At 62.8% G+C, this 14,074-nt stretch carries 12 protein-coding genes; 7 read left to right on the top strand and 5 right to left on the bottom strand.

The annotated features are described in order from the left end of the window. Nucleotides 1–161: 161 nt before the first annotated feature. A complete protein-coding gene (locus tag ACEOAC_RS14750; RefSeq protein WP_413445416.1) occupies nucleotides 162–380 on the bottom strand; it encodes a hypothetical protein in 219 nt (72 codons plus the stop codon). A 95-nt stretch (nucleotides 381–475) separates the two neighbouring features. Here ACEOAC_RS14750 and ACEOAC_RS14745 point away from each other — a divergent pair, with 95 nt between their 5' ends. Further along, nucleotides 476–2,224: a diguanylate cyclase gene (locus tag ACEOAC_RS14745; protein ID WP_413628430.1), complete on the top strand. Its 1,749-nt coding sequence runs from the start codon at nucleotides 476–478 to the stop codon at nucleotides 2,222–2,224. A 54-nt stretch (nucleotides 2,225–2,278) separates the two neighbouring features. Further along, the gene (rraA, locus tag ACEOAC_RS14740; protein ID WP_234296455.1) at nucleotides 2,279–2,770 is read left to right on the top strand and encodes a ribonuclease E activity regulator RraA; all 492 of its coding nucleotides are present in this window, start codon (nucleotides 2,279–2,281) and stop codon (nucleotides 2,768–2,770) included. Nucleotides 2,771–2,882: 112 nt separating this feature from the next. On the opposite strand, the gene ACEOAC_RS14735 is transcribed toward rraA, so the two are convergent. Then, nucleotides 2,883–5,114 carry an FUSC family membrane protein gene (locus ACEOAC_RS14735; protein ID WP_241812634.1) on the bottom strand — a complete coding sequence of 744 codons (2,232 nt, stop codon included), beginning with the start codon at nucleotides 5,112–5,114 and terminating at the stop codon, nucleotides 2,883–2,885. Between the two features lie 400 nt (nucleotides 5,115–5,514). Between ACEOAC_RS14735 and aceA the strand changes: the two genes are divergently transcribed. Next, entirely contained in the window at nucleotides 5,515–6,819 is a 1,305-nt protein-coding gene (gene aceA / locus ACEOAC_RS14730) for an isocitrate lyase (RefSeq protein ID WP_006462605.1), read from the top strand. A gap of 176 nt (nucleotides 6,820–6,995) precedes the next feature. Here the strand turns inward: aceA and ACEOAC_RS14725 are convergent, their stop codons facing one another. The 3 genes from ACEOAC_RS14725 to modA are packed head-to-tail and all read right to left on the bottom strand — an operon-like array spanning nucleotide 6,996 to nucleotide 9,165. After that, the gene (locus ACEOAC_RS14725; protein ID WP_077237256.1) at nucleotides 6,996–7,664 is read right to left on the bottom strand and encodes a sulfate/molybdate ABC transporter ATP-binding protein; all 669 of its coding nucleotides are present in this window, start codon (nucleotides 7,662–7,664) and stop codon (nucleotides 6,996–6,998) included. Nucleotides 7,665–7,703: 39 nt separating this feature from the next. Beyond that, the gene (modB, locus tag ACEOAC_RS14720; RefSeq protein ID WP_006462603.1) at nucleotides 7,704–8,378 is read right to left on the bottom strand and encodes a molybdate ABC transporter permease subunit; all 675 of its coding nucleotides are present in this window, start codon (nucleotides 8,376–8,378) and stop codon (nucleotides 7,704–7,706) included. A 16-nt stretch (nucleotides 8,379–8,394) separates the two neighbouring features. After that, entirely contained in the window at nucleotides 8,395–9,165 is a 771-nt protein-coding gene (gene modA, locus ACEOAC_RS14715) for a molybdate ABC transporter substrate-binding protein (protein ID WP_241812632.1), read from the bottom strand. A 128-nt stretch (nucleotides 9,166–9,293) separates the two neighbouring features. On the opposite strand from modA, the gene ACEOAC_RS14710 reads away from it, so the two are divergent. The 4 genes from ACEOAC_RS14710 (at nucleotide 9,294) to ACEOAC_RS14695 (ending at nucleotide 14,070) form a co-directional block, all read left to right on the top strand. Continuing rightward, nucleotides 9,294–9,695, top strand: a complete 402-nt coding sequence (locus tag ACEOAC_RS14710) for a winged helix-turn-helix domain-containing protein (RefSeq protein WP_234296461.1) — start codon at nucleotides 9,294–9,296, stop codon at nucleotides 9,693–9,695. Next, nucleotides 9,688–11,424, top strand: coding sequence for a ClcB-like voltage-gated chloride channel protein (locus ACEOAC_RS14705; RefSeq protein ID WP_006462600.1), 1,737 nt, complete (start codon nucleotides 9,688–9,690; stop codon nucleotides 11,422–11,424). The genes ACEOAC_RS14710 and ACEOAC_RS14705 overlap by 8 nt, the downstream gene beginning before the upstream one ends. 246 nt (nucleotides 11,425–11,670) lie before the next feature. Beyond that, on the top strand, nucleotides 11,671–12,558 hold the full coding sequence (locus tag ACEOAC_RS14700; RefSeq protein WP_006462599.1) for a 23S rRNA (adenine(2030)-N(6))-methyltransferase RlmJ: 888 nt from the start codon (nucleotides 11,671–11,673) through the stop codon (nucleotides 12,556–12,558). A gap of 147 nt (nucleotides 12,559–12,705) precedes the next feature. After that, a complete protein-coding gene (locus ACEOAC_RS14695; RefSeq protein WP_006462598.1) occupies nucleotides 12,706–14,070 on the top strand; it encodes an EAL and HDOD domain-containing protein in 1,365 nt (454 codons plus the stop codon). Nucleotides 14,071–14,074 lie beyond the last annotated feature (4 nt).

Here is a 14,074-nt window from a genome sequence, read left to right as displayed (position 1 = left end):
GGAGCAAGGGCGGCAGGGAGGCCGGCGGTAGGGCGCCGATCTGCCGTCGTGTTGACCGGTGCAGGAAGGGCAGGAAGTCTAGTAGCGGCGGGAACATGTCTTCATGTCCCGCCGCTTTTTTATGCATCCGGGCGGACGATTTGATTCACTTCATCGGCACGCTACTGCACATCCGTTCCCGAAAGTTGTAATACATTTAATTTAGTTGGTGCTTTTGCTACACTCCACGTCCAGCGCGCTTCCTGGGCGGATCGGTCACTGCTTTTTCTTTCGCCGCATTGCAAAAAACGCTCACCAAGAGGGCGCAAAATGTGATATTTACCTTCATCAAGGGGAGTGCGCCACACGACAAAAACAGGTGCGCCATCGATCGAGGCCACGGCCTCATCTGCAATCGCCGGGAAGGGTTTTGCTTGCCCGGCAGCAAGGAATTCATGGTCATATCGGGAACACGCGGTCAAGGCAGCAAGAGCACATGGGGGCGATTCTGAAGCAATCGTCTCTGCAGCGGCTATTCATCCTGCCGTTCATTTTCCTCATGGTCTGCCTGGTGCTGACCATCGGCTGGTTCCTGTATCGCGCCGGCGACGATGCCACCGAGGTGTTGGCACGCAATGCCTTGACCGAAGTGATGGGTCGGGTCTCCCAGGGCATCGACCGCCAGACCATGGGCGCACGCGAAAGCCTGAACGTGGTGGCGCCGCCCCCGGTGCCGCCGGCGGAGGCGGGCCAGCAGGCGGCGACGCTGCCCTTTCCCAAGACCCGCAAAGAGCTCGAAGAGCGGCTCTGGCTGGCCAATTCGCTGTTCGACGAACCCAGCTACGTCTATTTCGGTGGTGTTGACGGCAGCTTCCTGGGCATCAAGCAGGAGCAGATCAACGTCTTCATGTACAGCGTGCGCGAGCCGGGCGAGAAGAACTACGTCTATTACCTGCGCGGTCCGGGCACCGAGATGAAGCTCACCGCCGTGCAGGACTACGAACCGCGCAAGCGGCCCTGGTATGTGCAGGCGGTCCAGCAGGGGCGCGAGACCTGGTCGCCGGTGTACGCCGATTACCGCCAGCCCAATGTGGTGGGCATCAACCTGTCCAAGCCCATCTTCGATACCGACGGCACGCTGCTGGGCGTGGCCAACAGCAGCATTGGCCTGCAGCAGCTCTCCACCCTGTTGCGCAACCTTCCCCTGAGCCCGCATGGCGCGGCCTTCGTGACCGAGCTCAAGGGCGACATGGTGGCCACTTCGCTGGATGAGTCGATCTACCAGTCCAACGACCAGGGCTCGGACCTGTTGCGTCTGAATGCCGGACACAGCAAGTCGCCGCTGGTGCAGCAGGCCTTCGAGGAAGTGCAGCGCTACCTGAGCATCCACAACCCCGCGCCGGGCCGGCTGGTGCTGCTGGGCTCGCGCAGCGAGGGCAGCAAGATCGAAGTGGCCTTCCGCCTGCACCATGACCAGGCCGGGCTGGACTGGCTGGCCATCAGCGCTGCGCCGCGCTCGGACTTCCTGGGTTCGGTCACCAGCGGCGTCTACCAGACCCTGCTGCTGGGTCTGCTGGCGGTGTGCCTGACCTTCGTGATCGGTTTCCTGCTGCTGCGCTGGGTGCTGCGCGACATCCGCAAGCTCACGCTGGCGGCCAAGAGCATCGGCAATGGCAGCCCGTTCCCCGCGCTCAACATCGATCGCAACGACGAGATCGGCCAACTGGCGCTGAGTTTCGTGGAAATGGAGCGCAACCTGCGCACTGACCGCCTCACCAATGTGTTGAACCGTGATTCCCTGATCGCGCAGATCGACTTCCGTCGCCGCAACAGCTCCGAAGCCAATCCGCTGCATTTCGCCTTGCTTTTCATCGACCTGGACCGCTTCAAGGCCGTCAACGACGAGTATGGCCACGACGAAGGCGACAAGGTCTTGATCGCCATTGCCGAACGACTGCAGCACAGCTTGCGGCATGATGATTCGGTGGCGCGTTTCGGCGGCGACGAATTCGTGGTCTACCTGCATGGCGTGACCGACATCGAAGTGGCCCGCAGCATCGCCGACAAGATCCGCCACGCCGTCAACAAGCCCATCGAGGGGCGTGATGGCCAGCAGTACACGGTGGATGCGTCGGTGGGCGTATCGCTCTATCCGGTCGATGGCCTGGATGTGGAAACCTTGCTGCGGGTGGCCGATTCTCGTATGTTCGATCAGAAGCGCCTGCACCGCATCCTGTCGGTATAGGCCCGTCCCCGAGGCCATTCCGGCCCCGCCCATTCAGACCATGAGGAGACCTTGATGTCCTTTGCCACCTGCGACCTGTGCGATGCCAATGAAGACAAGCTGGCCAGCGGCACCCTGCATGTACTGCCTCCCATCTTTGCCTCCTTCGGGCGCAGGCAGGCCTTCAGCGGTCCGGCCAGGACCCTGAAGGTGTTCGAGGACAACGTGCTGGTCCGCGCCACGCTGGAGACGCCGGGCAATGGCCAGGTGCTGGTGGTCGACGGCGGTGGCAGCCTGCGCTGCGCACTGGTGGGTGGCAACCTGGCGCAACTGGCGCAGGACAATGGCTGGGCTGGCATCCTGGTCAATGGTTGTGTGCGCGACGCGGCTGAACTCAATGCCTGCGACGTCGGCATCCGCGCCCTGGCCACCCACCCCCAACGCAGCTTCCGCAAGGGAGCAGGGGATGCCGACATCAAGGTCGGCATCGCCGGCGTAGCGGTCTATCCGGGCGACTGGATCTATGCCGATGCGGACGGCGTGCTGGTGGCGCGCACGGCGCTCTGAACGGGCTCATCCAGACGCTGCATCCTCCCGACGTACTCGTAGACACTACCTGGACAAAAGCCCGCAGATGCGGGCTTTTGTCTTGTGCGGGACCTGGATGACGTTCAGGGCGTCAGTCCGGTACCTTGCGCAATTCCTTGTCGATGGCCGCCGTCTGCGCCACGATTTCCTTGAGGTCCTGATTGAGCTGGTGACTGCGGCGACGCAGGTTTGCCCAGCCCGACCAGGCGCTGGCCTCGGCCGGAATGGGTGCCGGCGTGACCGGTCCGATCAGCTCGATCTTGCCCGACAGGGCCTTGTCTTCCGGTGCTTCCGGCGAGACCACCACGGCGCCGCCGCGCTTTCTCGGCTTGGGCGCCAGCAGGCGCTGCGCTTCGGCCAGGTGTTCGCTGGCCTCCAGGTAGGTGTCTTCGATGAGCTTGCTGATGGCGGCCTGCGGCAGATTTTCCTGCTGGCGCCGCAGCATCAGGCGCAGCGCTGCGATATGCGCCGCCACCAGGTAGTTCTGCACGATGAAGCGGTTCAGTTCGCGTACCGCCCGTTGCTTGGTGGCCGGCTCGTCCATCATGCGCACCAGCGCCGAGATCAGGGCCGCCAGGCTGTCCATGAAGCCCTTGCGACAGACCCGATAGAAGAAATCGTCCTGCACCTTCCCTTCGAGCATGTCGCGGCTGGCGGTCAGGTAGCGCTGGCTGGCCTTGAGCACGTTGCGCAGCAGCTTGGGCAGGTCGCGGTATTCCCAGGCCGGCAGCACATAGGAGAACACGGTGGCGATGAGCACGCCGATGATGGTGTCGATCAGGCGTTCGCCGATCACGCCCTGGTGACCGGCCGGCACCAGCAGGTTCAGCAGCATCAGGATCTGTACCGAGGCGGCGATGGCGGTATAGCGATACTTGATGTAGGTGAAGGCCGGTGCCGCCACGCTGGCCGCGAACAGCACCGCCAGCTGGCCCAGCGGATTGTGCACGAAGCGCAGGATCAGCATGGTGATCAGGCAGCCGATGACGGTGCCGATCAGGCGGTCTGCCATGCGCTGCTTGGTGGCACTGAAGTTGGGTTTGAGGATGATGACGATGGTCAGCACGATCCAGTAGCCGTGCGCCATGTAGGGCAGGTGGCTGGCGATCCAAAGGCCCGTGGTCACGGCCAGTGCGACCCGGATGGCGAAGCGGAAGATCGGTGACTGCCAGCGCAGGTTCACCAGCAGCATGTTGAACTTGAACTTCTGCTGGGTCAGGAAGGGGGTCATGTCCGAGCCCGGCAGGATGGGCAGCGGGTCCACCGGATTGCGGGTGGCCTGGTGCACCTGGCTGATCAGTTCGATGATGTCGCGGATCTTGTTGTAGGTCACGCGCAGGATGGTCAGGGCTTCTTCGGAGGCCTGCCGGGGACCGGGCAGGGCCAGCTCCTGCATCTCGAACTGCACCGCGCGCAGCTCGGCCTTGTAGTTAACGCTCGGCTCGGAGGCCTTCTTGCGGGTGACCGCGTAGGCGATCGATTCGATGTCCTGGGCGGCCTTGGTGGCCAGATCGCGCAGGAAGACCATGACATCGCTGTCGCCGAAGTGCTGGCGCAGGAAGGCGTAGTCGGCGTGGGTGGAGAGCACCTGCTCGTAGAGCTCCAGCATGGACAGGTGTACCTGCACCAGCAGGCCATCCTGCTTGGTGTACAGGTCGCGCAGGATCAGGTCACGCGAAGCCTGCTGCTTGTCGGCCACCACGATCTGCTGGCGCACCAGCTTGTTGAACTGGCCCGCCAGGTCATGCTTGACGTCGTAGAAGTCGGCCTTGATGCGCAGGTAGCGTGCCAGTTCGAACAGCGCCTCGGCCAGCACCTGCTGCTTGATGCGGCGGCGCAGGAACCATGACACCGTCATCGAATAGGCCAGGTAGCCCAGCCCGCCACCCAGGAACAGCACGGCATGCAGGAAGGCGTCCGAGATCGGCACCTGGTTTTCCATCGACAGGGTCATCACCATGAGCGCGGCGAACTGCAGCGGCATGGTCTTCTTGCCATAGACCACCATCATGCTGGCGAAGAAGCTCACCACCACCATCATCGCGCTGACCAGCCAGGGCACCGGGGCGCACAGGCTGATGACCAGCATCACCACCGTACAGAGCAGCACGCCGGCCAGCATTTCGTTGAACTTGTGGCGCAGCGGGCTGGGCAGGTCCATCAGGCTGGTACACAGCGCACCCAGGAAGACCGTCATGGTGGTGGGCATGTCGGCCACGTTGAACACCAGCAGGGTCAGGCCGACCACCCCGATCGCGATCCGCACACCCGTATAGAAATAATGACTGAAGAGGAAGGTGCGAATGTCCAGGGCGTAATGCATGTAGACAGGGCGGCGTGATATCGCCGTTTCATGAGTTAGGTGCTTATTCTCTGCCTTCTTGATTGTTTAAACAACCAGAGAGGACAGGTGCGGGTGATGTGGATATGAACGATGAGGGCGCAAGAGGTTTCACATCGCCCCGTTTTTACGATACGAAATCTTCATTTCGCAATATGAAAAGTGCGGGTGCGCTGCATCAAATGGCCTTTTCATTGGTCGGATTTTCGTTCCGCATCGCAAAATCGTGATCATAAGTCATTGAATTTATTGGTATAAAAATTTTACAGATATCTTATATAAGACATTGTTGCTCTGCTCCCGCAGGCCTACTATGAAGTCATGGAATTCGCGATTTCATCCAGTTTCTAGCCACTTCATCATTGACCAAAAGGAGATCCACATGAGCACACGTGAACAGCAAATCCAGGCCCTGGAACGCGACTGGGCAGAGAACCCGCGCTGGAAGGGCATCAAGCGCAACTACAGCGCCGCCGATGTGGTCCGCCTGCGTGGTTCGCTGCAGATCGAGCACACCCTGGCCAAGCGCGGTGCCGAGAAGCTGTGGAACCTGGTGCACAACGAGCCCTTCGTCAACGCCCTGGGCGCACTGACCGGCAATCAGGCCATGCAGCAGGTCAAGGCCGGCCTGAAGGCGATCTACCTGTCCGGCTGGCAAGTGGCCGGCGACGCCAACCTGGCCGGTGAAATGTATCCCGACCAGTCCCTGTATCCGGCCAACTCGGTGCCGATGGTGGTCAAGCGCATCAACAATACCTTCGCCCGCGCCGACCAGATCCAGTGGTCCGAAGGCCGTGACGACATCGACTTTTTCGCGCCCATCGTGGCCGATGCGGAAGCCGGTTTCGGCGGCGTGTTGAATGCCTTCGAACTGATGAAGTCGATGATCGAGGCCGGTGCGGCCGGCGTGCACTTCGAGGACCAGCTGGCTTCGGTGAAGAAGTGTGGTCACATGGGCGGCAAGGTGCTGGTGCCGACCCGCGAAGCCTGCGAAAAGCTCAATGCAGCACGCCTGGCGGCTGACGTGATGGGTACCCGTACCCTGGTGATCGCCCGTACCGATGCCGAGGCGGCTGACCTCTTGACCTCGGACGTGGACGCCAACGACAAGGCCTTCCTCTCCGGCGAGCGCACTGTCGAAGGCTTCTTCAAGACCCACCCGGGCATCGACCAGGCGATCTCGCGTGGCCTGGCCTATGCGGAATACGCCGATATGGTCTGGTGCGAAACCGGCAAGCCCGACCTGGCCTTCGCCAAGACTTTCGCCGAAGCCATCCACGCCAAGTTCCCGGGCAAGCTGCTGGCCTACAACTGCTCGCCGTCCTTCAACTGGAAGAAGAACCTGGACGACGCCACCATCGCCAAGTTCCAGCGCGAGCTGGGCGCCATGGGCTACAAGTTCCAGTTCATCACGCTGGCCGGTTTCCATGCGCTGAACTACTCGATGTTCAACCTGGCCCACGGCTATGCCCGCAACCAGATGTCGGCCTTCGTGGAGTTGCAGGAAGCCGAATTCGCCGCCGCCTCCAAGGGCTTCACTGCGGTCAAGCACCAGCGCGAAGTCGGCACCGGTTACTTTGACGCGGTGACCCAGGCGATCCAGCAGGGTCAGTCGTCCACCACTGCGCTGCATGGTTCGACCGAAGATGAACAATTCTTCGATGACAAGGCCAAGAAGGCGGCCTGATCCGCGCGTGCAATGGTTTGAGTGTGAATGTGTGATGTAGCGCCGGCCCGCATCCTTGCGCGGGCTGGCGGGGTGATCCCCCGAACTTGCGACCGTACCTCAAAAGGGTGCGGTTTTTTTTCGTCTGTAGTTTCGTCCGTAGTTTTCGTCTGTAGTCTGGGCTGTCCCGGGAGGCGTCAGGCCGCCCGCAAGCGGCCGTCGCGTAGCTCGAAGACCGTCTGGCCCAGGGCCTCGACATCGGCCGGGTCGTGGGTGATCAGCAGCATCGGCACCTGCAGGCGGGTCTGCAGGTCGGCCAGTTCCTGGCGCATGCGCTGGCGCAGGGACAAGTCCAGGGCCGAGAAGGGCTCGTCCAGCAACAGCATGTCGGGCTCGGCCACCAGGGCGCGCGCCAGGGCCACCCGCTGGCGCTGGCCGCCGGAGATCTGAGCCGGATGGCTGTGGGCGATGGCTTCCAGCTCGAAGGCCTGCAACCACTTCATCACGGCCGGGTGCTGGGCCGGGCGGCGTGTGTTGAAGCTGCCCCGGGTCAGGCCGAAGGCGATGTTCTGCGCCACCGTCAGGTGCGGGAAGAGGGCGTAGTCCTGGAACAGGTAGGCCACGTTGCGCTCCTGCACGCGCAGGTCGATACCTTGCGCGGCGTCGAACAGCACCCGGCCATGCACGCGGATATGGCCGCTGTCGGGACGCATCAGGCCGGCGATGGCCTTGAGGGTGAGGCTCTTGCCCGAGCCGGAGGGACCGTAGAGCACGATGCGCTGGCTGTCGGAAGCCAGGGCGATATCGAGCTCGAAGACACGATCAGCGGCACGCAGTTGTTTCTGGATCTGGAGGTCGATGCTCACGGCAGGCAGGGGCAAGTAAAAGGGATCAACCGCGACAGTCTAGCGAATCTGCAGCTGCGAGCGGTCTGGTACCAGTCGTCCGGCCAGCATCAGCAGCACCACGCAAGTGATCGAGGTAATCACCACCAGCAAGGTGGCCGCGCCGTCGTCGCCGGCCTGTACCGCCTCATAGATGGCCACCGACAGGGTCTGCGTGCGGCCCGGCAGGTTGCCCGCCACCATCAGGGTGGCGCCGAATTCACCGAGGGCGCGGGCAAATGCCAGCAGCACGCCAGCGGTGATGCCGCGCGTAGCCAGCGGCAGGCTGACGCGAAAGAACACGCCGGCCTCGGAGACGCCCAGCACGCGGGCCGCGTTTTCCAGTTGATGGTCCACGCTCTCGAAGGCGGCCCGGGCCGCTTTCAATACCAGCGGGAAGGCCACCACGGTGGAGGCCAGTACCGCGCCTTGCCAGGTGAAGACCAGTTGGATGCCCAGGCTCTCCAGCCAGGCGCCGAAGGTGCCACGGCGGCCGAACAAGACCAGCAGGTAATAGCCCAATACGGTAGGCGGCAGCACCAGGGGCAGGGTCAGGACCGAATCGATGAAGTCACGCAGCGGCGAGCGCCAGCGCGACAGGCCGTAGGCGGCGGCCACGCCCAGGACCAGATTGAGCAGGGTTGCCAGTCCCGCGACCTTTAGCGATAGCAGCAACGGTGTCCAGACCGGATGCATCAGGCGACCTTGGGGTTCAGGGCTTCAGGAAGCCGTAGCGCGCCAGGACGGCCTGCCCGTTCGGCGAGAGCACGTAGGCCACGAACTGCGCGGCCAGTTCCTGTTGCCGGCTGCCGGAGGTGATGGCGATGGGATAGGTGGCCGGCGTGTTTGAGGGAATGCGGATGGCGACCTTGACCTTGTCCGGCATCACTGCTGCATCGGTGGCGAAGACGAAGCCGGCATCGACTTCGCCACGGGCCACGTAATCCAGGCTGGTGCGCACGTTCTCGGCCATCACCCCCTTGGCCTGGACCTGCGACCACAGGCCGGCCTGTTCCAGCGCGCCCTTGGTGTAGCGGCCGAAGGGCACCGATGCCGGGTTGCCGAGGGCGATGCGCTGATAGTCCGGACGGGTCAGGTCGGCCAGCGTGGCCGGCTGGTGCCGGGCGTCATGCGGCACGATGACCACGATCTGGTTGGCGGCGAAGTTCTTGCGGGTGGCCGGGTTGACGGCCTTTTCCGCCACCGCCTTGTCCATGGCGGTCTGGTCGGCGGAGGCAAATACGTCAGCCGGAGCGCCGCGCACAATCTGTTGCATCAGGACGTCCGAGGCACCGAAGTTGCTGACGACCTTCACACCAGGATGCTGTTGTTCGAAGGACTGAGCCAGCTCCTTGAAGGCATTGGTCAGGCTGGCGGCGGCCGAGACCACGAGATCGGTGGCCTGGGCGGCGCCGGCGGAGAACACCAGCGTGGCGGCGAAGGCGGCACCGATGGCGGCCTTGAGACGGGTTTTCTTCAGCATCGGCAATCCTGGAAACGAGAACAAGGGAGCAGGGCGGGTGAGTGGCGAAATATACGTAAGGATATAACGAACGTCAATCGCCCGCTCTGCATTGGCCGCACGTACAAGGCCCTTGTACAATCACGCGCATGAATGATGCCAAGACCTTGAGAGTGCGCGTGATGCAGGGCCAGACCATTGCCTTCGGGCCGGGCAAGGCCGATCTGCTGCAGGCGATCGCACAGACCGGATCGATCTCCGGCGCGGCCCGGGAGATGGACATGTCCTATCGGCGTGCCTGGCTGCTGGTGGAGGAAATGAACCGCTGCTTCGCCAGCCCGCTGGTGGCCACTGCGACCGGCGGCGCCCGTGGCGGTGGTGCGGCGGTGACCGAGCTGGGGCAGGAGGTGCTGGCACGCTACCGCCGCATGCAGAAGAAGGCGGCGGCCAGCATTGCGGGCGAATTGCGCCAGTTGCAGGCGTTGATGCGGCCGGCCGACGAGCAAGGAGCTGAAGACCAGAGGCAAGGACAGGGCAGCGACCATGCATGAACTCTGGATCAAGTACCGGCTGCGGGTACTGAATGCCTGTCGTGTGTCCGAAAGCCATTCCATGCTGCTGTGGGGCGCGCTGGCCGGTTTTGTCGGCGCCCTGGCCACCATCGCCTTTCGCGAATGCATCGCGCTGCTGCAGATCTGGCTGACCGGACATGACGGAAGCTTCGTCGACATCGCCAAGGGCTTGCCCTGGCATGTGCGCATCCTGCTGCCGACCTGTGGCGGCGTGATTGCCGGCCTGTTCCTGGTCTGGGCCAAGCGCACCCCGGCCGGCAATGGCGGTGACTACATGGAGGCGGTGGCCATCGGTGATGGCGCCATTCCGGTGCGTAATACGCTCTTGCGCAGCATCTCCTCGCTGGCGTCGATTGCTTCCGGCGGCTCCATCGGCCGCGAAGGTCCGATGGTGCAGTTGTCGGCGCTGTGCGCGTCGCTGGTGGGCAAGTTCTCGCACTTTCCTTCTTCCCGCTTGCGCCTGCTGGTGGCCTGCGGGGCGGCGGCCGGCATCACCTCGGCCTACAACGCACCCATCGCCGGGGCCTTCTTCATCACCGAGATCGTGCTCGGTTCGCTGGTCATGGAGAGCTTCGGCCCGGTGGTAGTGGCCTCCGTGGTGGCCAACATCACCATGCGCGAATTGCCGGGTTACCGGGCGGCCTACGAAATGCCGTACTTCCCCGAGATCGGCGGCTGGGAAGTGCTGCTGTTCCTGGTGCTGGGCGTACTGGCCGGCATCCTGGCGCCGCAGTTCCTGCGCGTGCTGGAGCTGGGCAAGCAGGGCTTCGGCAAGTTCCGCCTGCCACTGCCGGTGCGGCTGGGCGTGGGCGGGCTGCTGGTCGGGCTCATTTCCATCGAGGTGCCCGAGGTCTGGGGCAATGGCTACAGCCTGGTCAATTCGTTGCTGCATACGACCTGGCTGTGGCAGGCGGTGTTGACGGTGCTGGTGATCAAGGTCCTGGCCACGGCCATTACAGTCGGCTCGGGGGCGGTCGGGGGGATCTTCACGCCCACGCTCTTCGTGGGGGCGGCGGTCGGCTACCTGTTCGGCGATACGGCCCAGGCTTTGCTGCCGTTCCACATGTCGCAACCGTTCGCCTATGCAATGGTGGGCATGGGCGCTTTCCTGGCGGCGGCGTCCTATGCGCCGCTGATGGCGATCCTGATGATCTTCGAGATGACCTTGAGCTACCAGGTGGTGCTGCCGCTGATGCTGTCCTGCGTGGTCGCCTATGTGGTCGCGCGCAGCACGGACGGGCGCTCGATGTACGAGATCACACTGAAACGCCATCGCGACAACGAAGAACGCCTGCGTCTGCGCGGCACCCACATGCGTGCTCTGATCCGGCCGGCCGAGACCGTGCTGCAGGAACAGGCCAGCCTGGAAGAGATCAGCGCCCTGTTCCTGAAATACCCGGTGAAGTATGTCTACATCGTGGACGACCAGCAGCGTTACCTTGGGGTGGTGGCGTTGCAGGACATCACTTCCTGGCTGCTGGACAAGAAGGAAGCTGCCGGCCGGGTAGCTCGCGATTTCCTGCGGCCGCATTTTCTGCACGAGGTGACGCCCGACATGTCCCTGGGCGAGGCCTTGCAACTGTTCCTTGACCATCAGGGTGAGCGCCTGCCGGTGATCGCCAGCGCCGAAGACCCGCGCCTGCTGGGGGTGGTGTTCAAGACCTCCTTGTTGGATGCGTATTTCCGGCTGGACCGGGCCGGTAACTAGAGGCGTTGCGCGCACTGCCGGGGTGCCGGACTCGCATCCCGGACCGGCGCCGCGGCCAGCGGCCGGGCCGCATCACCCGGCGCTGCGGGCATGTCTTCTTTGTAACAATGCCGGATTAGTCCGACAACTGCTCACGTATCCTTGATAAAATGCATGAGCTTTTCCTCTTTTCGGTGGCCCACCCAGTGACCCGCGTCGGTCCGTGCCGCCACCCGCTATCAACCCCATCCAAGAAGTGAATTTTCCATGCTGAGTTATCGCCACGCTTTTCACGCCGGCAACCACGCCGATGTCCTGAAGCACATGGTGATCATCCAGTTGATGCGCTATCTCGGGCAGAAAGAAACTGCCTACATGGTCATCGACACCCATGCCGGCGCGGGCGTCTACGCGCTGGATGGAGATTACGCCAGCAAGAACGCCGAATACGAAACCGGCATCGCCAAGCTGTGGGACCGCAAGGACCTGCCAGCGGCGGTGCAGGAATACGTCGATGTGGTCAAGTCGCTCAACCCGAGCGGCAAGATGCGCTATTACCCCGGTTCTCCCTATTGCGCCGAGAAGATCATGCGCGAGCAGGACCGCTTGCGCCTGTTCGAATTGCATCCCAGCGAAGTGAAGGTGCTGACGGATAATTTCCGCAAGCTGGAGGCGCATGCCGCCGCCCAGGGCCAGCGCCCGGCAGCGCGCGGCAAGCGCGTGATGGTGCATCGGGGCGATGGCTTCGACGCCCTGAAGGCGCTGTTGCCGCCGCCCTCGCGTCGTGCCCTGGTGCTGATCGACCCGCCCTATGAAGACAAGCGTGACTACAGCCACGTTGCCCAGGTGCTCACGGATGCGCTCACGCGTTTTCCGGGTGGCACCTATGCCGTGTGGTATCCGGTCCTGCATCGCAATGAATCGCGCCAGTTGCCCGAGCGCTTGAAGCGCCTGGGTGCCAAGAGCTGGCTCAATGTCACGCTGGCCATCCACGGCCCGGCACCGGATGGCTTTGGCCTGCATAACAGCGGCATGTTCATCCTCAATCCGCCGTGGACGCTGGAAGCCACGCTGAAGGAAGTCATGCCCTACCTGATCGAGGTGCTGGGCGTGGATGACAGCGCGGAATATGTCCTGGAGTCAGGAGAACTCTGATGACGGGGGCTCCTGGCGTTGTGAATATTTGTGATTTTGTCGTCGAGGGTAGTCTCGCTGTCGCCGATATCGTGAGAAATCGGCTTACAATAGTGAGATTGCCACACGTCAAGAATTGCAACGCGAGGGATTAGTAAAAGAACAACCATGTCAGACCAGTCCGCCGACCCATCCGCCTTGCCCCCGCACGCGCAACACCCTCATCACGCCCTGGATTTCTTCCTGGCCCGCCAGCCCATCCTGAGCCGCGAGCAGGACCTGATCGGCTACGAACTGCTGTTTCGCAGTGCGGCCTTTGGTCCGGCCAACGTCAAGGATGACGTGACGGCGACGGCGGCGGTGATTGCCCACGCTTCCGAGCTGGGCTTGTCCAATGTGATCGGTAACCTGCATGGCTTCATCAATGTCGATGCGGCCGTGCTGATGAGCGACTTCATCTATTTCCTGCCCTCCGACAAGGTGGTACTGGAAATCCTGGAGACGGTACGTGTGACACCGGAACTGGTGGCGCGCGTGCGCGAGCTGACCAAGGCCGGTTATGTGTTCGCGCTGGATGACGTGGTGGCCGAGTCGGAAGAGATCGAAGAACTGCTGCCGCTGGTGAAGATCATCAAGATCGACGTGATGGAAGTCGATCCCAGCAAGCTGCTCAAGCTGTCGGTGCACTTCAAGCGCGCCCAGAAGGAGCTGCTGGCCGAGAAGGTCGAGACCCTGCAGCAGTTCAATGACTGCATGACCTTCGGCTTCGATTACTTCCAGGGCTATTACTTCGCCAAGCCGATGATCCTCCAGGGCAAGAAGCTGGAGGCCTCGAAGATGATCATCATGCACCTGCTCACGCTGCTGGTGCGCAATGTCGACAATGCCGAGATCGTGCGCTTCATCAAGCGTGACGTGGCGCTGAGCCTGACCCTGCTGAGGCTGGTCAATACCCCGGTGTACGGCTTCCAGAAGTTCATCGATTCGCTGGGCCAGGCCCTGATCGTGCTGGGTCGCCGGCAGTTGAAGCGCTGGCTGCAGATCCTGCTCTTCGCCAATACCGAGAAGGACCGTGCCCACGCCATGTCGCCGCTGATGATCCTGGCGGCCACGCGCGGCAAGATGCTGGAGCTCATTACGGTGAAGATTCGCCCGGGGCGCCGCAAGATGTCGGAGATGGCGTTCACGGTGGGCATCATGTCGCTGGTCGATGCACTGTTCGGGATGAGCATGGAAACGGTGCTGCGCCAGATCACCGTCAGTACCGAGATCCGGGAGGCGCTGCTGCGTCGCAGCGGCTTCTACGGCCTGGCCTTGCGTCTGGTGGAGTGCACCGAGCAACGGGCGCCGGACCAGGCCGAGATGCAGCATCTGCTGGATGAACTGCAGCTGTCGGCCGATGATTTCTTCGCCGCTGAAAAGCATGCCTTCGAGTGGGGCAACAGCATTTCCAACAACAACATCGGCCAGCATGCCACGATGCAGATGTCGCCGCCGCCGGACGGCTACATCGATGACGATGATGACGACTGATGCT

The organism is Herbaspirillum frisingense, assembly GCF_047325095.1.
Lineage (GTDB): Bacteria > Pseudomonadota > Gammaproteobacteria > Burkholderiales > Burkholderiaceae_D > Herbaspirillum > Herbaspirillum frisingense.
This window is presented reverse-complemented; position numbering and strand designations above follow the sequence as displayed.

What these genes read in the sequence shown, in the direction of transcription:
- ACEOAC_RS14745 (WP_413628430.1), top strand. Translation starts at nt 476, where the DNA reads ATGGGGGCGATTCTGAAGCAATCGTCTCTGCAGCGGCTATTCATCCTG.
- rraA (WP_234296455.1), top strand. Translation starts at nt 2,279, where the DNA reads ATGTCCTTTGCCACCTGCGACCTGTGCGATGCCAATGAAGACAAGCTG.
- ACEOAC_RS14735 (WP_241812634.1), bottom strand. Translation starts at nt 5,114, where the DNA reads ATGCATTACGCCCTGGACATTCGCACCTTCCTCTTCAGTCATTATTTC.
- aceA (WP_006462605.1), top strand. Translation starts at nt 5,515, where the DNA reads ATGAGCACACGTGAACAGCAAATCCAGGCCCTGGAACGCGACTGGGCA.
- modB (WP_006462603.1), bottom strand. Translation starts at nt 8,378, where the DNA reads ATGCATCCGGTCTGGACACCGTTGCTGCTATCGCTAAAGGTCGCGGGA.
- modA (WP_241812632.1), bottom strand. Translation starts at nt 9,165, where the DNA reads ATGCTGAAGAAAACCCGTCTCAAGGCCGCCATCGGTGCCGCCTTCGCC.
- ACEOAC_RS14710 (WP_234296461.1), top strand. Translation starts at nt 9,294, where the DNA reads ATGAATGATGCCAAGACCTTGAGAGTGCGCGTGATGCAGGGCCAGACC.
- ACEOAC_RS14705 (WP_006462600.1), top strand. Translation starts at nt 9,688, where the DNA reads ATGCATGAACTCTGGATCAAGTACCGGCTGCGGGTACTGAATGCCTGT.
- ACEOAC_RS14700 (WP_006462599.1), top strand. Translation starts at nt 11,671, where the DNA reads ATGCTGAGTTATCGCCACGCTTTTCACGCCGGCAACCACGCCGATGTC.
- ACEOAC_RS14695 (WP_006462598.1), top strand. Translation starts at nt 12,706, where the DNA reads ATGTCAGACCAGTCCGCCGACCCATCCGCCTTGCCCCCGCACGCGCAA.